Annotated in this window: 16 protein-coding genes; 10 read left to right on the forward strand and 6 right to left on the reverse strand. The window is 58.3% G+C overall.

Features of this window, described 5'->3' with window-relative positions; genetic code table 11:
- Positions 1-838 precede the first annotated feature (838 nt).
- The 6 genes from DMX12_RS30460 (at position 839) to DMX12_RS27635 (ending at position 9,630) form a co-directional block, all read left to right on the forward strand.
- Positions 839-1,105 carry an antitoxin Xre/MbcA/ParS toxin-binding domain-containing protein gene (locus DMX12_RS30460; RefSeq protein ID WP_080952193.1) on the forward strand — a complete coding sequence of 89 codons (267 nt, stop codon included), beginning with the start codon at positions 839-841 and terminating at the stop codon, positions 1,103-1,105.
- Positions 1,106-1,803: 698 nt separating this feature from the next.
- On the forward strand, positions 1,804-3,066 hold the full coding sequence (locus tag DMX12_RS27615) for a TolC family protein (protein ID WP_004574340.1): 1,263 nt from the start codon (positions 1,804-1,806) through the stop codon (positions 3,064-3,066).
- Positions 3,063-4,523 carry an efflux RND transporter periplasmic adaptor subunit gene (locus DMX12_RS27620; protein ID WP_004374629.1) on the forward strand — a complete coding sequence of 487 codons (1,461 nt, stop codon included), beginning with the start codon at positions 3,063-3,065 and terminating at the stop codon, positions 4,521-4,523. The genes DMX12_RS27615 and DMX12_RS27620 overlap by 4 nt, the downstream gene beginning before the upstream one ends.
- Positions 4,520-7,669: an efflux RND transporter permease subunit gene (locus DMX12_RS27625; protein WP_004374632.1), complete on the forward strand. Its 3,150-nt coding sequence runs from the start codon at positions 4,520-4,522 to the stop codon at positions 7,667-7,669. Before DMX12_RS27620 ends, DMX12_RS27625 begins: the two co-directional genes overlap by 4 nt.
- A 145-nt stretch (positions 7,670-7,814) precedes the next feature.
- Complete coding sequence (locus tag DMX12_RS27630) at positions 7,815-8,147, forward strand: DUF2790 domain-containing protein (RefSeq protein WP_004574339.1); 333 nt, start codon at positions 7,815-7,817, stop codon at positions 8,145-8,147.
- Positions 8,148-8,304: 157 nt separating this feature from the next.
- Positions 8,305-9,630 (forward strand): OprD family porin, encoded by a 1,326-nt coding sequence (locus DMX12_RS27635; RefSeq protein ID WP_024616830.1) that lies wholly within the window; start codon positions 8,305-8,307, stop codon positions 9,628-9,630.
- 177 nt (positions 9,631-9,807) lie between these two features.
- On the opposite strand, the gene DMX12_RS27640 is transcribed toward DMX12_RS27635, so the two are convergent.
- The 6 genes from DMX12_RS27640 to DMX12_RS27665 all read right to left on the reverse strand — a co-directional run bounded on the left by DMX12_RS27640 (position 9,808) and on the right by DMX12_RS27665 (position 14,742).
- On the reverse strand, positions 9,808-10,251 hold the full coding sequence (locus DMX12_RS27640; RefSeq protein WP_024616829.1) for a DUF411 domain-containing protein: 444 nt from the start codon (positions 10,249-10,251) through the stop codon (positions 9,808-9,810).
- Positions 10,241-11,083 carry a cytochrome c gene (locus DMX12_RS27645; protein ID WP_024616828.1) on the reverse strand — a complete coding sequence of 281 codons (843 nt, stop codon included), beginning with the start codon at positions 11,081-11,083 and terminating at the stop codon, positions 10,241-10,243. The genes DMX12_RS27640 and DMX12_RS27645 overlap by 11 nt, the downstream gene beginning before the upstream one ends.
- A 9-nt stretch (positions 11,084-11,092) precedes the next feature.
- A complete protein-coding gene (locus DMX12_RS27650; protein ID WP_024616827.1) occupies positions 11,093-12,184 on the reverse strand; it encodes a copper resistance protein B in 1,092 nt (363 codons plus the stop codon).
- Positions 12,174-12,488 carry a hypothetical protein gene (locus DMX12_RS27655; protein ID WP_024616826.1) on the reverse strand — a complete coding sequence of 105 codons (315 nt, stop codon included), beginning with the start codon at positions 12,486-12,488 and terminating at the stop codon, positions 12,174-12,176. The genes DMX12_RS27650 and DMX12_RS27655 overlap by 11 nt, the downstream gene beginning before the upstream one ends.
- A 12-nt stretch (positions 12,489-12,500) precedes the next feature.
- A complete protein-coding gene (locus DMX12_RS27660; protein WP_054889206.1) occupies positions 12,501-14,342 on the reverse strand; it encodes a copper resistance system multicopper oxidase in 1,842 nt (613 codons plus the stop codon).
- Between the two features lie 193 nt (positions 14,343-14,535).
- Positions 14,536-14,742, reverse strand: a complete 207-nt coding sequence (locus DMX12_RS27665; RefSeq protein WP_003139535.1) for a co-regulatory protein PtrA N-terminal domain-containing protein — start codon at positions 14,740-14,742, stop codon at positions 14,536-14,538.
- Positions 14,743-15,032: 290 nt separating this feature from the next.
- Between DMX12_RS27665 and DMX12_RS27670 the strand changes: the two genes are divergently transcribed.
- Genes DMX12_RS27670 through DMX12_RS29635 form a run of 4 tightly spaced genes read left to right on the forward strand, consistent with a single transcriptional unit; the run spans position 15,033 to position 17,367 of the window.
- On the forward strand, positions 15,033-15,293 hold the full coding sequence (locus tag DMX12_RS27670) for a membrane protein (RefSeq protein ID WP_004577564.1): 261 nt from the start codon (positions 15,033-15,035) through the stop codon (positions 15,291-15,293).
- Between the two features lie 44 nt (positions 15,294-15,337).
- Positions 15,338-16,174 (forward strand): DUF692 domain-containing protein, encoded by an 837-nt coding sequence (locus tag DMX12_RS27675; protein ID WP_024616824.1) that lies wholly within the window; start codon positions 15,338-15,340, stop codon positions 16,172-16,174.
- A complete protein-coding gene (locus DMX12_RS27680; protein WP_024616823.1) occupies positions 16,171-16,962 on the forward strand; it encodes a DNA-binding domain-containing protein in 792 nt (263 codons plus the stop codon). Before DMX12_RS27675 ends, DMX12_RS27680 begins: the two co-directional genes overlap by 4 nt.
- A gap of 51 nt (positions 16,963-17,013) precedes the next feature.
- Positions 17,014-17,367 (forward strand): hypothetical protein, encoded by a 354-nt coding sequence (locus DMX12_RS29635; RefSeq protein WP_075044229.1) that lies wholly within the window; start codon positions 17,014-17,016, stop codon positions 17,365-17,367.
- The last annotated feature ends 37 nt before the right edge of the window (positions 17,368-17,404 follow it).

Here is a 17,404-nt window from a genome sequence, read left to right on the forward strand (position 1 = left end):
ATTTCTGAGATGGACTTTGAGCTGGCATTTGTCAGGGATTGCCAGGTTGCTGCCTCGATCACGGACAGCGTGGTTAATCGGAAACCTTGCGGAATGTGTGGGTTCTTGGGCGGATGATCATTGACGTTAGTCCGAACGTAGGGGTGCGGGCAGCGTAATCCGAACGTACAGCAGTTATGGACACCATCTAATCTCTGCCTCTCTGGGAAAGACCTTCAACGTCCTGATTTCCATCCATGCGAACATGAGTGACTACAACTACGTTAAGTCGGTGAACGTCTAGAAATGCTTCGGCTAGCCTACGCTCCGTCCTGGAGCCTGTATGCTGAAAGCGAAAGTCAGGGGCATTTGTAGGAATCAGCGATGAAAATAACCGGAAGAGCTGAGGTCGAGACCGTTACAGACGTCGTGTGCGATGTATGCAGTTGCTCCACCCGCTTGGATACTGACGGGCATCAGTTCGGCACACTGGGGCTATGGCACTGCCCATGATGGGGAGCGCTATGAGCTGCACAGCTGTCATACCCATATTGAATGGAGCCCACTGCAGGAGCCAAGCTACTCTGGCTGGCGTAACCAGGGATTACGAGATCCTCTCAGTTGTAACTGGTGCCCCAGGCCCTACGGGCGGAGATATGCGATGAAGGGTCGACGGAAAATAAAGACTGACAGATGGCTTCTAAAATCGACAATTGAAGACGGCGCACGAGAGATTCTGCTTGCTCGGTCTGAGAAACAAGGAAGATTGCTCGACATTGCCGCGCAAAGTGGCAAAAAAATGGAGCCCGCTGGGCGACTGTGTGGCTGAAAGGCAGGATTCACCTTTGAGGGGTGCAACATGAACAAAACTGAAATAATCGCGTTTTGCCCCATTGCACCATTGGGTTGCTGGAGCTTCGTCCATCGGTGTTTCGTTGGAAGGTGCCAGCAGGCATTAGCACTAGCTACGCATGTGCTTGGATCTCGAACGCTTGCCGTACTCTGGCTGTACAAGCCCGCCATCGGATTAGCACATCAAGTGCCTTGCAGCATACTGATGACTAGATCGGGCTATGAGCAAGTGAACACGCTTTTGGGGCGAATTGAACATTGTGTATACATTTAACGCCTTCAGCCCGGGGCAGACGCGCAATGAGCTCTTCTATGGCGCCGACTCGTCCAGCGGCAGCCTATGGCCTTAACCAAGTGGATCAATGGATCGAGCTCAGTCATTTACAAATTTCAGCAATCGACACGTAGTACACGTCCGCATCATTACGACCTCAACCTCCCACACATGTCACACGCTTGCGGGGCACGTCGAAGTGCACTCATGCCTCGAGGCAATCTGCTATAGTCGCCCTATAGCCCCGCTTGGTGAATTGCTGTGCGTCGGATTGGATTGATCCTGGTAATGATTGCTAGCCTCGTGCTGCCGACCTTCGGCGGTATGGCTTTCAGCATGCCGGCACAACCTTGCCCGATGCAGAGCGCCGATCATCAGGGCCATGCAACGGCCGATGCTCCGTGCTGCGAGCAAATGGACACGTCTGATGGGGTGGCCAATAAGTCTCCCTGCAAATCCGGCCAGGAATGCAAGACCGGAGGACTTCTCCAGACCAATGTGATCAAGAGCATATCCCCTCTTCCCTCACGCCCCGAAATATTGCTGACACAGTCGGTGATTAAGCGAGAGCCAGCAGGACTCTGGCGCCCTCCTCGTTTCGTCTAATGCAGTGATCATCCCGCGCCTTACAGTCAGGCGCATCGTCGCGGCCACGTTTCGTAGCTGCGACCTCGATCAATCGCATTGGAGGCGAAAGCATGTCCGCTTTCCTTTTTCCACGCCGTGGCTATCTCGGTGTGTTGGCTGCCGCATTCTGGGCAGCTCCCTGGCTTGCCGCGCAGGCGCAGCCCCTAACCTTCGAACGAGCCCAAGCTCTGGCCGAGCAGAGTGCCCCTGAGAACCTCGCGCGCCAGGCGCAGGTGGCTTCGGCACAACAGGCTGTAGGGCCCGCAGACGCCCTGCCCGATCCCAAGCTGATTCTAGGCATCGACAACCTGCCGATCGAAGGCCCTGACCGTTACACACTTAATCGTGACTCCATGACCATGCGCCGCATTGGGCTCATGCAGGAAGTCCCCAACAGTGACAAGCGTCAGGCTCGGCGCCAGGTGGCCGAGGCTTCAGTTGTCCGAGCCGAGGCCGAGCAGCGTGCCATGCAGTTGGAGATCAAGCGCCAGACAGCAGTGAGCTGGCTGGACGTGTACTACGCCGAACGCAGTGTTGGCCTCTTCGATCAACTGGACCGTCAGATCGAGATGCTCCGCTCGACCGTGCAATCGCTGATTGCCGGCGGTAGTGCTCAGCCTGGCGAGCTGTTGCAGGCCGACCAGGAAGCTTTGGCGTTACAAGATCGGCGAGATGAACTGAATCGCGATGTGGCAGTAGCTCGTGCCAAGCTGCGCCGCTGGATAGGCAACGAGGCTGACCAGCCTTTGCAAGGAGGTGTTCCCAATCTGAACCTGGTGGTACCGCACCTGCAGCAACGCATTGCCTCACACCCTGAGTTGCGCGCTGCCTCCGCCCGAGTCGGCGAGGCTAGCGCCGAGCTGAACGAGGCCATCGCCGAGAAGACCCCCGACTGGGGTGTTGAGTTTGCCTACAACAATCGCGACAACCAATTCGGCGATATGGTGATGGTGCAATTTACCTTCGACCTGCCGTTGTTCGTAGGCACACGTCAGGGGCCCAAGATCAACGCCAGACAACAAAGCGTGTCGCAGATGGAAGCCGAGCAGGAAGCATTACTGCGCGCCCATCAGGCTGAGCTGGAAGGCGGTATTGCCGAGCTTGAGCAACTGCGCAGGACCTTGTCACGCACCGAAAAAACCTTGATCCCGCTTGCAAGCAAACGTGCCGATCTCGAACTTGCCGCTTACCAGGCCGGCAACAGCCAGCTGACATCCGTCCTCACCGCCCAGCGCGACCTGATCGAGGCTCAGCTACGGCAGATTGAACAGCAGCGCAAGCTGAGCCAGCTCTCCGCAAGCCTGTACTACGCCTATGTGGAGGGACTGAAATGAAGATATCGGCATTTGGTTTTGCGGTCGCCTTGCTGGCCGTGGGCATTGGCGCGGCGGGCGGTGGCTACTGGCTGGCCCAGCGGCAAGCCAAACACGAGATCCTGCCTAGCTCCGCACCGACGGACGAGCGCAAGGTGCTCTATTGGTACGACCCGATGCAGCCTGAGCAGCGCTTCGATAAGCCGGGCAAGTCACCTTTCATGGATATGGAACTTGTCCCTAAATACGCAGGATCCGAGCAGGATCCGTCTGTCCTGAGCATCCCCGCTCAAGCCGTGCAGAACCTCGGAATGCGAACCTCGATGGTGATCCGAGGTGTACTGCCCTCGGATATCGAGGCGGTGGGTTCCCTGGCCTATAACCAGCGAGAAGTGGCGAACCTCCAGGCCCGCGCCGGCGGATTCGTCGAGCGGGTTTACGGTCGCGCCCCGGGCGATGTGCTGCCTGCCGGAGCCCCCCTGGTCGACCTGCTGATTCCCGAATGGTCCGCCGCGCAGTTGGAGTTCCTGGCGGTACTGCGTACCGCTGACACTCGCTTGATAAGTGCGGCCCAAGAGCGCCTGCGCCTGCTTGGCATGCCTCAAACGTTGATCGAGCAGGTCCGCCGCAGCGGCAGACCACGGGCGGTGCAAACCCTCACCACACCTATCAGCGGCGAGCTCCAAGCCTTGCAGGTACGCGCCGGGATGACCGTCGAAGCCGGGCAGGATCTGGCGTTGATTAACGGGCTATCCAGTGTCTGGCTCGATGCGGCGATACCCGAGGCCATGGCCGGAAGTATCCAGGTCGGGGACGAGATCCGCGCCAACCTGACGGCCTTTCCTGATCGACCGCTGCTGGGCCGCGTCATAGCCTTGCTGCCGAGTGCCGATCCGCAAACACGCACGCTCACGGTACGCAGCGAGCTACCCAACCCTGCCGGTAAGTTGCGCCCCGGCATGTTCGCCGCCGTACGCCTGAACAGTGCCGTCGAACAATCCACGCTTCTTGTGCCGAGTGAAGCCGTGATTCGCACCGGGAAGCGTGCGTTGGTGATGCTGGTAGAAGGCGATGGGCGCTACCGCCCCCTGGAAATAACCTTGGGCCGCGAGGCTGATGGGCGTCTGGAGGTGTTGTCCGGTCTTGAGGAGGGTCAGGCGGTCGTTACCTCCGGCCAGTTCCTCATCGATTCGGAGGCCAGCCTACAGGGTGTCATGGCCAGCCATGCCGAGCAGGACAATAAGAAGGAACTACATGAGGCCCATGGTGTGATTCGTGCTCTGGACGCGGAGTCAGTCACCCTGGAGCACGGGCCCTTCGAGAGCCTGAATATGCCAGGTATGACCATGGCTTTTCCATTGGTCAGCTCAGAAGTAGCTGTGGGACTTAAGCCAGGAGATCACGTACGTATCGGCGCCCGCCAGAAAAACTCCGGCCTGATGATCGAGCAGCTCAGCAAGGAAGGAGACCAGCCATGATCGCACGCCTGATCCACTGGTCTATCGGCAATCGCTTTCTGGTGCTGCTGGCGACCCTGTTCATCACCGCCCTGGGCATCTGGTCGCTGCGCAACACGCCGTTGGATGCACTGCCGGATCTGTCCGACACCCAGGTCATCATCCGCACAAGCTTCCCCGGGCAGGCACCGCAGATTGTCGAGAACCAGGTGACCTACCCGCTGGCCACCACCATGCTCTCGGTGCCGGGGGCGAAGACAGTGCGCGGCTACTCGTTCTTCGGCGACTCCTTCGTTTATGTGCTGTTCGAGGACGATACCGACCTCTACTGGGCACGCTCGCGGGTGCTGGAGTACCTCAACCAGGCGCAGGAACGCCTGCCCGAGGGTGTTACCACCACCCTTGGGCCGGATGCCACCGGCGTGGGCTGGATCTACCAGTACGCCTTGGTCGACCGCAGCGGCCAGCATGATCTTGCCCAGCTGCGGGCACTGCAGGACTGGTTCCTTAAGTACGAACTCAAGGGCCTGCCCAACGTAGCCGAAGTGGCCACCCTCGGCGGCATGGTCAAGCAATACCAAGTGCTGCTCGATCCCCAGAAGCTGGTGGCTTATGGGGTAACTCAGCAGGAGGTCGAAGCGGCGCTGAAGAGCGCCAATCAGGAAACCGGCGGCGCCATCCTGGAGCTGGCAGAGCGCGAGTACATGGTCCGGGCTTCAGGCTATCTAGAGAGCCTGGCGGATTTCCGCAATGTGCCGCTGCGGGCTTCGGCCAGCGGAGTTCCGGTGCTGCTGGGTCAGGTGGCCACCATTCAGTTGGGGCCAGAGATGCGTCGTGGCATTGCCGAGCTGGATGGCCAGGGTGAAGTTGTAGGTGGCGTGGTCATCTTGCGCTCCGGAAAGAATGCCCGCGATACCATCGCCGCGGTGAAGACCAAGCTGGACAGCCTGAAGGGCAGCTTGCCGGCCGGCGTCGAGGTGGTCACCACCTATGACCGTTCGCAATTGATCGACCGCGCCATCGATAACCTCAGCTACAAGCTGCTGGAAGAGTTCGCGGTGGTTGCCCTGGTTTGCCTGATCTTCCTCTGGCACCTGCGCTCGTCGCTGGTCGCGATCATCACCCTGCCCCTGGGCATCCTGATGGCCTTCATCGTCATGCGCTACCAGGGCGTCAATGCCAACATCATGTCGCTCGGCGGGATCGCAATCGCCATCGGCGCCATGGTCGATGCCGCCGTGGTGATGATCGAGAACGCGCACAAGCACATCGAGGCCTGGAAGGCTCGACACCCCGGTGAACCGCTTCAGGGCGAGGCGCACTGGCGGGTGATCGGCGAAGCTGCGGCCGAGGTCGGGCCGGCGCTGTTCTTCAGCCTTTTGATCATCACCCTGTCTTTCCTCCCGGTCTTCACCCTGGAGGCCCAGGAGGGTCGCTTGTTTGGCCCGCTGGCATTCACCAAGACCTATGCCATGGCTGCCGCTGCTGGCCTCTCGATCACCTTGGTACCGGTGCTGATGGGCTATTGGATTCGTGGGCATATCCCCAGCGAACAACAGAACCCCTTGAATCGTTGGCTGATCGGTGCATACCGGCCGGTGCTGGAGTGGGTGCTGGCTTGGCCTAAGGTGACCCTAGCGCTGGCCTTGCTAGTGTTTTTGTCCAGTCTCTGGCCCCTCAGCAGACTCGGAGGAGAGTTTCTACCGCCGATGGACGAGGGCGACCTGTTGTACATGCCATCAGCCCTGCCCGGCTTGCCGGCCAGCAAGGCCACCCAGCTGCTGCAGCAAACCAACCGGATGATCCTCACGGTGCCCGAAGTGGCACGGGTATTCGGCAAGGCCGGGCGAGCAGAGACCGCCACCGATCCAGCACCGCTGGAAATGTTCGAGACCACGGTGCAGTTCAAACCACGCGATCAATGGCGCGCGGGGATGACACCCGAAAAGCTGATCGAGGAACTGGATCGCGCGGTAAAAGTTCCGGGGCTGTCCAATATCTGGGTGCCGCCCATCCGCAACCGCATCGACATGCTGGCGACGGGGATCAAGAGCCCCATTGGGGTGAAAGTGTCCGGAACCTCCTTGGTCGACATCGAGCGCATAACGCGCGATATCGAGGCCGTGGCCAAAGAGGTGCCTGGGGTGAGTTCGGCCTTGGCAGAACGCCTTACTGGCGGCCGTTACGTGGACATCCAGATCGATCGACTGGCCGCGGCGCGCTATGGCCTGAGCATCGCCGATGTGCAGGCGGTGGTATCGGGCGCCATCGGCGGCAGCAATATTGGTGAGACGGTTGAAGGACTGGCCCGCTTCCCGATCAACCTGCGCTATCCCAAGGAGTGGCGAGACAGTCCGCAGGCACTACGGCGTATGCCGATCCTCACGCAAGCCGGCCAGCAGATCACCTTGGGCACCGTCGCCCAGGTTAGTCTGACCGAAGGGCCGCCAATGCTGCGCAGCGAGAACGGGCGTCTGTCCGGTTGGGTCTATGTCGATGTCCGTGGGCGCGACCTGGCATCGACCGTGCGCGAGTTGCAGCAACGCGTAGCTGAGCAGGTACAACTCGATGCTGGCATGACCGTCTCCTACTCCGGTCAGTTCGAGTTCCTGGAGCGCGCCAATGCACGGCTGGCCTGGGTGGTACCGGCGACCTTGTTGATCATCTTCGTGCTGCTTTACCTGACCTTCAGCCGCTTCGGTGAGGCCCTACTGATCATGGCAACCCTGCCCTTCGCCCTATCGGGCGGCATCTGGCTGCTCTACTGGTTCGGCTTCAACCTGTCGGTTGCCACTGGGGTCGGCTTTATCGCCTTGGCCGGCGTCTCGGCGGAATTTGGGGTGATCATGCTGCTGTACCTGAAGAATGCCTGGCATGCACGTATGGATGCCGGGCGCAGCGGTGACCCGGCACTACTGGAGGCAATTCGTGAAGGCGCAGTGCTGCGCGTGCGGCCCAAGGTGATGACGGTGGCCGTGATCATCGCCGGCCTGTTGCCAATCCTCTGGGGCGGAGGTGCCGGATCTGAGGTGATGAAGCGCATCGCCGCGCCCATGGTCGGCGGCATGATTACCGCGCCGCTGATGTCCATGTTGGTTTTGCCGGCCGCGTACTGGCTGATGCGAAGGCAGCGTACACAGAAGGTTCGCGCACCGCAGGAGCTATAGCTTTACAAACCCGGGCAAGCCACGCGCCAAGCTGACTCGCCCGGGTAACGCGGCAGGAAGCATTACGGCGATGTAACTTTGACTTCATTTTTATGACAGGTTGAGCGGATATATTTTAATCACCACCTTGAAGGAGTGATTAAACATGAAAAGCCTCAAAGTTATTGCAGCCCTTGCCGCTATGGTTGTTTCCTCTGCCACTCTGGCAGAAGGCGGCGCTGATCGTGTTTATGGTCGGATGATTCAGGCCAATGAGCAGGCCATGCAAGAGTATGCTGCCGCTAACGGAAAGAATCCGCCTGAAGTTATTCATTACCGCTACGGCATGAAACTCGATATCGCCAGGGTCGTGGCCACTACCCCGACGGACTCTAGCTGCGGTGTGATGCCGGCCCAGATGACCTACGAGGACTCCAATGGCGATCTGAATATTCTTGAATACCGGGCAGCCGGGACAGGTTGCCGTAATCAAAACTAGATAAATGACATCGCGCTGACTGAAATGTAATTTCCAAGTCACCCTGACGTTATTTGGCATGTGGAAATATGACCAAGGCGTGCCTGGCTATGCCCGGCGCACTTGGCACATATATGCGACCACACAATGACAACTGCCAATAACATCAGGAGCATTTATGAATAACAGAACCCTGTTAGGACTTTCTCTGCTCACTCTGAGCGTCAGTACCGGGCAAGCTGCAATGGCCGCCGGCGAGAAAGGCGAGGGATTTATCGAAGGCAGCAGCCTGACCATTCTCAATCGAAATCTCTACTTCAACCGCGATTTCCGTAAAGGCCAGTCCAGCAGCTCGGGTAATGGCTATTCGGAAGAGTGGGCGCATGGCGTGATAGGCAGATTCGAGTCTGGTTTCACCGAGGGCACCATAGGCTTTGGTGTCGATGCCTTTGCCATGCTAGGGCTCAAGCTTGACACCGGCGACGGCCGTTCTGGAGCAGGCGGCTCAGTCGACGTGATGCCTTACAACAGCCTCGGGCAGGCTGAGGACAACTACTCAAAACTGGGGGGCGCGGTGAAAACTCGGTTCATGGATACCGAGATCAAGGTAGGCGACGTCTTTCCCGTCAGCCCGGTCGTCCAATACGGTGATGCACGGCTTTTACCGGAGAGTTTCCGAGGTGTCACCGTGGTCAACAGCAGCGTGGAAGGACTGTCGCTTCAGGGCGGTCGCCTCCACTCGATGAGCCAACCCAATACCAGCAGCATGCGCGACGGCTTCGCTACCTTCTACGCGGGCGAAGTGGACTCGCCATGGATCGCCTATTTCGGTGGTGATTACACGCTTAATGACAACGTCGGCTTTAGTCTCTACACCAGCCGCCTCAAGGATGCCTGGAATCAATATTACGCGGGCACCACGCTGAGCTACCCGCTTGCGGACGATGTCGCCTTGATCGGCGGGCTGAACTACTACAAGGCGGTCGATGAAGGGAGGCAGCTCCTCGGGAGCTTCGATAACAACATCTGGAGCGGCAAGGTCGGCATCCAATTCGGCGCTCATACAGTGCTGGTGGGTCTCCAGCGCAACAATGGCGATGATGACTTCGACTACTTGCGCCAATCGGACTCCATCTACCTCGACAACTCCATCCAGTACAGCGACTTCAACTCGCCGAAGGAGAAGTCATGGCAAGTGCGCTATGACCTGGATATGGAGCCTTTCGGTGTGCCTGGATTGAGCTTCATGACTCGATATGCCCAGGGCTGGGATGCCGACTACAGCAACGCCAACGAAGTCTATATGCGCCGTGATGACAACGGCGATCCGTTGACCAACCAGAAGCGCTGGGAGCGGGACATCGAGGCCAAGTACGTTGTGCAGTCTGGGTCGTTGAAGGACATGTCCTTTCGCATTCGACAAGCCACGACTCGCGCCACCGACTTCGAGTCGGATTTGGATGAGTTCCGCCTGATTGTCGAGTACCCGCTGGAAGTTCTCTAACCCTGGCAAGCGAGCGGGTTGATTGCCCGCTCGCTCCTTGGTCCTGCTGTCCCCTCGTAGTGCTCCTTTGGTTTGGAGACAGCCCTTGGCGCCCTAGGGCGCCTTTTTTACTTAGGTTAAAGGACGTATGAAAATGAGTCGGCCACTACACACAAGCGGCCGTGCTGGCAGGCAGTACTACTGGGCGGGATATTCTGCAACGACCTGATCAGAACCCGTCTTGGTCAAGCCAATGACCTGGTAGGCATGCTGTACGCCATCGACTTCCATGCCGGGGGAGCCCGCCGGCATCCCGGGAACAGCGATGCCCAGCAGATCATCGCGCTTGGTGAGTTCGATGACCTGAGCCGCCGGCACATGACCTTCGACGAACTTGCCGTCAATCACCGCGGTGTGACAAGACGCCAACCGCGGCGCAACGCCCAGACTTTGCTTCACTGCCGTCATGTTGCTTTCGACATGGTCGACGACTTTGAAGCCATTCGCTTCGAGGTGTGAGATCCACTTCTTGCAACATCCGCAATTAGCATCACGATGGACATCAATCGTCAGGGCATCAGCGGCTTGAACTGCAGATGTGACGGAGAGAGCGGCCAGCAAGGCCAGATATTTAGCTTTCATGCACGTGCTCTTTGCCATCGGCGTGGGTATGGGTCTTGGGCGAGGCATTCGGAGTTTGCTCGGAATGATGGTCTCCGCCGCTTGGGGCGGCCTCATCCCCGGCATGGTGGTCATCGCTACTCATGTCCGAATGGTGACCTGCCTCAGGTGCGGAGCCACCCTCGCTATCAGTAGCCGCGGCATCGTGATGGCCAGGCTCTCCGGCATCACCTGTTCCATGATGGTCTTCGCCACCGCCGCTATTGCCATGATGGCCAGGCTTGTTGTCGCCGTGCTGACCTTCATGATTGTGCATTTGCGTTTCCCCACCACCATGCTGATGGCCGCCACTGGATGCGACGAGTGCTTGGTATTGCTTGGCATCCATCGCCGGCAATTGGTCAAGGAAGGCAACCATGCCCCAGATGTACTCATCGCCCATGCTCTTGCCCCACGCAGGCATACCCGTTGCCTTGATGCCATGCTTGATCACCCAGAACGCTGCTGACGGATTGCCATCGACACCGATTTTGGCGAGGTTGGGAGGCGCAGGATAAAGCGATTGGCTTAGCTCGGTCTCCGCCACACCTGGCGCCAAATGACAGCCGATACACATGGAGTTGTAGTTGCCCGCACCGGCGCGAATAAGAGCTTGATCATCCAGGTTGGGAACCTCGATGTTCCGCGAACGGACTTCGATAGAGCGGTCACGGGCCATCGTGAGAAACGCATGCACTGCAGGAAAATGGGGATCGTCGGCCCCCACGTTGACCACGCCAAAGTAGGCACCGGCCAGGACAGCTGTGCTACCGACCACGCCGGCCGCCACCAAAGTTTTAATTGTTCTTTTCATGTCAGGTTCTCAAAACCACATCCGGATACCGGCGACAAAACGCGCCTCGTCTACATCACCGCCCTCGTCGCGCACCATGTCTGCCGTGTTGCCATAGGAGCGGCTCCAAGAAACCCCGATATAGGGGGCAAACTGCCGGACAATCTCGTAACGCAGACGTAAACCGAGCTCGGTATTGGCCAACCCGGACCCCACACCTCGCTCAGGATCGTTCTTGCCGTAGAAGTTCATTTCGGCAGTTGGCTGGAGAATCAGCCGGTTGGTCAGCAGAATGTCGTACTCGCCCTCCAGTCGGGCAGCAGTTTGGCCATTCTCGCCGACGAAGGCCGTGGCTTCGGCCTCAAAGGCGTAAAGCGCCATGCCCTGGATACCGAAGGCGGCCCAAGTCTGCGGCGACTCCGGTTTGAAGTCCTGGCGGACGCCCGCGACGACATCCCACCAAGGGCCGATCGAGCGGCCGTACAGCAGCTGTAATTCAGCGTCCTCGGTAACGCCGTTGGTACGCTCGCCTTCGGAGCGGAACCAGACCCGGTTGATATCACCGCCTACCCAACCCGACGCATCCCAGGCCAGGGTGCTGCCCTCATCTGCGTCTTGGTATTCGAGCTGATCGAGCAGGAAAAAGCTGTTGATGGCGCTGTCATGCACCTTGTGGCCAGGCAGTGGCGGGAAAGCCGCTTGGCGATCAGCATCCGTCAGAACGGGAATCGGCGTACGACTGGTAGTTCTCGGGGCTTCAGCGGAGCCATGGTTCATCTTCGAATGATCCATGCCCTCCATCTGTCCCTGCATGGTGCCGTGTCCCATCTTGCTGTGGTCCATGGCTGGGGCCTTCTCTTGGCTCTGGCTGTGGCCCATCTGGCTATGGTCCATGCTGCCCGATTCGCTCTGCATGGCACCATGATCCATCTTGCTGTGATCCATGCCCTCCATCGGCGCTTTGGCGGAACCGTGGCCCATCTGGCTGTGGTCCATCGACATGGAGCCGTGCCCCATTGCCGAATGATCCATTTCTTCCGCAGCCTGGGTAACGCCGCCGCTGAGTGCACTCAGCGACACGACCAGCGCTATGAGGGACGGGCGTGAAAACCTAGTGGTCATGGTTCGAACCTGCTTCGGCTTCGGTGCCGCCATGCTTATCCATCATCTTCTCGTGCCCCATATCGTCATGGTTCATGCCCTCATGATCCATGGTGCCATGATCCATCTGCTGGCCAGCGGCCTTGCCTTTCGATTGATCTGCAGGCTTGTCACTGATGGCCTCGGGCGCAGCCGACTCGGCAGCATGTTGTTCGTGCTCGCTGTGCCCCTCACCTGCCAATGACGTCGGCGCGTACAAAGCAGCCAAAAAACTGAACATCGCTGCGCTGCCAAACAGGGCATTACGCTTCATAAAAGTACTCATCAGAAATCTCCTTTACTCATCCACACGGACTTCACGGAACATGCCCATTTCCATGTGGAGCAACAGGTGGCAGTGGTAGGCCCAACGCCCCAACGCATCGGCGGTCACCCGATAGCTGCGCTTGGAACCTGGCGGCATGTCGATGGTGTGTTTACGCACCAGGAAATTGCCGTTCGCATCCTCCAGATCACTCCACATGCCATGAAGATGGATCGGGTGAGTCATCATGGTGTCGTTGACCAGCGTGATGCGAACACGCTCGCCGTACTTGAGGCGTAGAGGCTCGGCGTCAGAGAACTTGATTCCATCGAAGGACCAGGAGAATTTCTCCATATGCCCGGTGAGGTGCAGCTCGATGGTGCGACTTGGCTCACGCCCGTCCGGATCAGGGAAGGTGCTGCGCAGGTCAGAGTACGTCAGCACGCGCCGGCCGTTATCACGCAGGCCGATACCTGGGTCGTCCAGCTTGTGCGTCGGCGTCATGGTCTGCATGTCGACCAAAGGATTGTTGGTCTCTGAGGCCGGGTGTGCCTGCATGTTGCCAGCCATGCCAGCCATGCCAGCCATGCCAGCCATGCCAGCCATGCCAGCCATGTTTGAATGATCCATTCCGGCCATCTGGCTGTGATCCATACCAGCCATGCCACCCTGCATGCTGCCATGATCCATTCCCGCCATATTGCCCTGATCCATCCCGGCCATGTTCCCGTGATCCATACCGCCCATGCTGCCGTGATCCATACCCATGTCGCCCATGGCAATCAGCGGACGCGGGTCGGGGCTGGGTACTGGTGCACTCAACCCCTCCTGTACAGCAAGGGTGCCGCGCGCATAGCCAGTGCGATCCATGGATTGTGCAAACACGGTATACGCCTGTTCGCTGTCTGGTTCGACGATCACGTCGTAGGTCTCGGCCACGGCGATACGGAACTCGTCGACGCTGACCGGTTTGACGTGCAGACCATCGGCCGCAACCACAGTCATCTTCAGGCCCGGGATGCGCACATCGAAATAGGTCATCGCCGAGGCGTTGATGAAGCGCAGGCGGATCTTTTCGCCTGGTTTGAATATGCCGGTCCAGTTGCCATCAGGTGCCTGGCCGTTCATCAGGTAGGTGTAGGTGTAGCCACTGACGTCGGCGAGATCAGTCGGGCTCATCTTCATTTCGGCCCACATCTTACGGTCGGCTACGGCGGCGGACCAACCCATCTCGCTTACGTCATCGATGAAGTCACCAACGGTGCGTTTGTGCTGGTTGTAGTAGTCCGACTGTTTCTTGAGCTTGGCCAGTACCCGCGTTGGATTTTCATCCGTCCAGTCGCTCAGCAACACGACGTAATCACGGTCGTAACTGAAGGGCTCGGGCTCCTTGGCATCGATGACCAGCGCACCGTATACGCCGACCTGCTCCTGGAGCCCAGAATGGCTGTGATACCAGTAGGTGCCGTTCTGGTTGACCTTGAACTTGTACTCATACATGCCATCAGGGGCGATGCCATGGAAGCTCAGGCCAGGAACGCCATCCATGTTCGCCGGCAGGATGATGCCGTGCCAATGGATGGAGGTGTCCTCCTTGAGGCGGTTGCGCACGCGCAATGTGACGGTATCGCCTTCGCGCCAACGAAGAATCGGCCCAGGGAGCGAGCCGTTGATGGTCATGGCCGTGCGCGCTGCGCCGGTGATGTTCACCGGGGTTTCACCGATGAATAGGTCGAATTCGTTACCAGTCAGTACGTTGGGCTGGCCGGGGCTGTTCACCGCCCAGACCGGCGTGCGCCACAGGCCAAGTCCGCCGATAATACCGGTGGCTGCCAGGCCTTTGACGAAGGTGCGCCTTGTGGTTTTGCTTTGCATGCCGTTTTGTCCAATCCGTCAAATGAGCCGGTGATGGTGTGCCCGGTCTCGGGTTCATGGCTGCTTCAATGTCGGGGATTTACCCCTCAACTTTCCACGTCGGTGCATTGCACAAGCCTTACCGACGATGAGCAGTATGAAACTGCCATATCCCAACCATCCGGGTGATTACATTTCTGTAAGGTAGATGACTTCAGCAGTTGGTGTGCTCTGCTTGCTCGGTTGGACTGCTGGCTACAGGAGCCTCAACTTTCTGCTGCTGGGCCACCCGGTAGGCCTCCAGAGACGTCTGGCGTGCCTGCTCCATGCGCGCGAAGGTTCGGTCAGCACCACCTTCAGCCATTGCCAAGCTGGAGATGCTCAGAGCAGTAACTACAAGCAGAGCTTTGATCGATTTCATTTTGGGTATTCCTCGTAAGTTAAGTGGTCCCTGCAACTGCAGAGGCCGAGCTTTAGGCTCGATGTCACGTTAACTAAGAGGGCCTGTCAGCAACCTGAGCCGAACATTACAGTTCTGTCAGGTTGCTATTTCTTTCTTGTAGCCCATCCAGAAGGCTCGGTACTGTCTTTCATGCCCTCATAAAGCCTTGCGAATTTCTTGAGAGGGCATGCTCGGCAGCGATGCCTAAGCTACTCAGGGTCATTCGCACCCGCGGATAAGACCACCAACAATTAAGAGAGATTGTCACTATGTCGAATAAATCCAACGTCGCTACCGGTGCCGCTCTGGCTCTCGTGGCCGCCAGCCTGTTTGCTACCCTGCCTGTCCAGGCCGCCCAGGACACCAAAGCAGCTGAAGTGAAGTGCTTCGGCGTCAACGGTTGCAAGGGCCAGAACGACTGCATGACCGCCAAAAATGCCTGCAAAGGCCAGGGAGAATGTAAAGGCCAGGGTTTCAAGCTGATGACTCAGGCCAAGTGCGATGAGGCCGGTGGTAAGACCAGCGAATAATGCCGTTGCGGGGAGTGCCTGCCACTCCCCTGCTGGAGTCTTGAATGAGTAAGCACAAAACACTGGGGTTCGGTCTTGGCCTTCGCAGTGAGTATTACCAGCAGATTCTTGAACAGCGACCTGCGGTCGACTGGTTTGAGATCATTTCCGAGAATTACCTGGTGGGCGGTGGCAAGGCCCTCTACTTTCTCGATGCGATTGGCGAGCAATACCCGTTGGTGATGCACGGAGTATCGCTGTCGATCGGCGGTTCACATAACCTGGACATGGGCTACCTACGACAGCTCAAGCAACTGGCGGACCGGATACAGCCCCAGTGGGTTTCCGACCACTTGTGCTGGAGTCGCGGCAACGCCCATCAACTCCACGACCTGCTGCCGCTGCCATTTACCCAAGAAAGCCTGCTGCATGTCGCCGCGCGGGTGCGTCTAGTGCAGGATGTTCTGGAACGTCCCATTGTGCTGGAGAACGTTTCCTCTTACGTGCAGTGGAAGACGTCCAGCATGAGCGAATCGCAGTTTCTCTCGGAACTGAGTTTCCTGACCGGTTGCGAATTGCTCCTTGACGTGAACAACGTCTACGTCAGCGCACGAAATCAGGATTTTGACCCATGGCAGTTCATCTTGGAATTGCCGCACGAGCGGATTCGTCAAATTCATCTGGCCGGGCATAGCGATTACGGGCAATACCTCATCGACACCCACGACCAGCCCATCGCTGACCCGGTTTGGGCGCTCTACAGCAAGACTTTGAGCTACTTGGGTCCAACGTCGACGTTGATCGAGCGGGATGATCATTTTCCACCGTTCGAGGATCTGTTATCCGAGTTGGAGCATGCCCGAGCTATCGCCAATGGCGTGATATCGAGGGCAACCCTTTGAGCCTGAGCGCCTTACAGACTGCATTTGAAACTTACCTGACAGATGGTGCCCTGCCCTCCAACGAGCTTTTGGAGCAAGTCCGGGGTTGCACTGCGCTGAGTGCCCTCGAAGGCCTGCGGATCTACCATAACGCCTATCGCTCGCGCCTGCTGGCGGTGCTGCGCGAGGATTTCCCGGCGCTGCAGCAATGGCTGGGAGAAGAGTCGTTCGAGCAACTCGCACTGGCCTATTTCACCGCCTGGCCACCACGGCATTTCAGCATTCGCTGGCTTGGTGAGAAGCTGCCCGAGTTTATTGGCAGCTACATTGCGGAACCTCAACTTTCACCGATTCGCGAACTCGCGGAGCTTGAGTGGGCTTTTACACTGGCTTTCGATGCGCAGGACGTCGAAGCGCTTTCACTGCAGGCCATCAGTGAGTTTTCGGCTGAAGACTGGGTTTCATTCAGGGTTTCCCTGACTCCATCTGCCAGATGGCTGCGATTGCAGTACAACACCCTGGCGCTGTGGAAGGCTGCCAAGTCTGGGGATCTGCTTCCCGTTGCCACCCAACCAGCCGGGAATCGAGACTGTCTGGTCTGGCGTCATAACCTCGTATGCCAGTACCGAAGCCTGGAGCCAGAAGAGGCGTCAGCATTGCGGTTTTTCGTCGAGGGTGGATCGTTCGCCGAACTCTGCGAGTCATTGAGCGCAACACATGGAGAGCAAGCCCCCCTGCAGGCCGCAACTTGGTTGAAATTGTGGGTCAACGAAGGTTTGCTAAAGCTCAGGGCAACTATTCACGAATGACCCGGAACCTATAGGCTAGCGACTTCTCTTTGGCCACTCCCGAGCGCGTCTATGACACACCGCATCATTCATTTCAAACAGCAAGCCTTGCTGGACCCAGAGACTTACCAGGCGATGCTGGCCGACGGCGTAGGTCATTGGGAGGCGCTTGTAGGAAAAGTCGTCGGAATAGAAGACGAGAAAAGCCACGAGTTCGCCGCATTGAAAAGCCTGTTCAAGCGAAAGCGCTACTCCTATGACACGCTGGAAATGCGCGAGCCAGGCAATCACTCAAACTGGCTTCGCGGCCGAGATGGGGAAGAAGGTATTACTAACGGGTATACGGATTTAATGGTTGATGGGGCACCTTCACCCCATCAATCTGATACCACCCTCAGATGGTTGATAGATCGACTCCGTAGTTGAGTTCCTCTGCGAAGTCCGGCAGTCCGTAACCGATGGT

It is taken from the genome of Pseudomonas sp. MB-090624, from assembly GCF_003205245.1.
Classification (GTDB): domain Bacteria; phylum Pseudomonadota; class Gammaproteobacteria; order Pseudomonadales; family Pseudomonadaceae; genus Aquipseudomonas; species Aquipseudomonas juntendi.

Coding starts and splice junctions, on each gene's coding strand:
- DMX12_RS27655 (WP_024616826.1), bottom strand. CDS start 12,488: ATGAGTACTTTTATGAAGCGTAATGCCCTGTTTGGCAGCGCAGCGATG.
- DMX12_RS27675 (WP_024616824.1), top strand. CDS start 15,338: ATGAGTAAGCACAAAACACTGGGGTTCGGTCTTGGCCTTCGCAGTGAG.
- DMX12_RS27650 (WP_024616827.1), bottom strand. CDS start 12,184: ATGACCACTAGGTTTTCACGCCCGTCCCTCATAGCGCTGGTCGTGTCG.
- DMX12_RS27635 (WP_024616830.1), top strand. CDS start 8,305: ATGAATAACAGAACCCTGTTAGGACTTTCTCTGCTCACTCTGAGCGTC.
- DMX12_RS27670 (WP_004577564.1), top strand. CDS start 15,033: ATGTCGAATAAATCCAACGTCGCTACCGGTGCCGCTCTGGCTCTCGTG.
- DMX12_RS30460 (WP_080952193.1), top strand. CDS start 839: ATGAACAAAACTGAAATAATCGCGTTTTGCCCCATTGCACCATTGGGT.
- DMX12_RS27630 (WP_004574339.1), top strand. CDS start 7,815: ATGAAAAGCCTCAAAGTTATTGCAGCCCTTGCCGCTATGGTTGTTTCC.
- DMX12_RS27625 (WP_004374632.1), top strand. CDS start 4,520: ATGATCGCACGCCTGATCCACTGGTCTATCGGCAATCGCTTTCTGGTG.
- DMX12_RS29635 (WP_075044229.1), top strand. CDS start 17,014: ATGACACACCGCATCATTCATTTCAAACAGCAAGCCTTGCTGGACCCA.
- DMX12_RS27645 (WP_024616828.1), bottom strand. CDS start 11,083: ATGAAAAGAACAATTAAAACTTTGGTGGCGGCCGGCGTGGTCGGTAGC.
- DMX12_RS27615 (WP_004574340.1), top strand. CDS start 1,804: ATGTCCGCTTTCCTTTTTCCACGCCGTGGCTATCTCGGTGTGTTGGCT.
- DMX12_RS27620 (WP_004374629.1), top strand. CDS start 3,063: ATGAAGATATCGGCATTTGGTTTTGCGGTCGCCTTGCTGGCCGTGGGC.
- DMX12_RS27660 (WP_054889206.1), bottom strand. CDS start 14,342: ATGCAAAGCAAAACCACAAGGCGCACCTTCGTCAAAGGCCTGGCAGCC.
- DMX12_RS27640 (WP_024616829.1), bottom strand. CDS start 10,251: ATGAAAGCTAAATATCTGGCCTTGCTGGCCGCTCTCTCCGTCACATCT.
- DMX12_RS27665 (WP_003139535.1), bottom strand. CDS start 14,742: ATGAAATCGATCAAAGCTCTGCTTGTAGTTACTGCTCTGAGCATCTCC.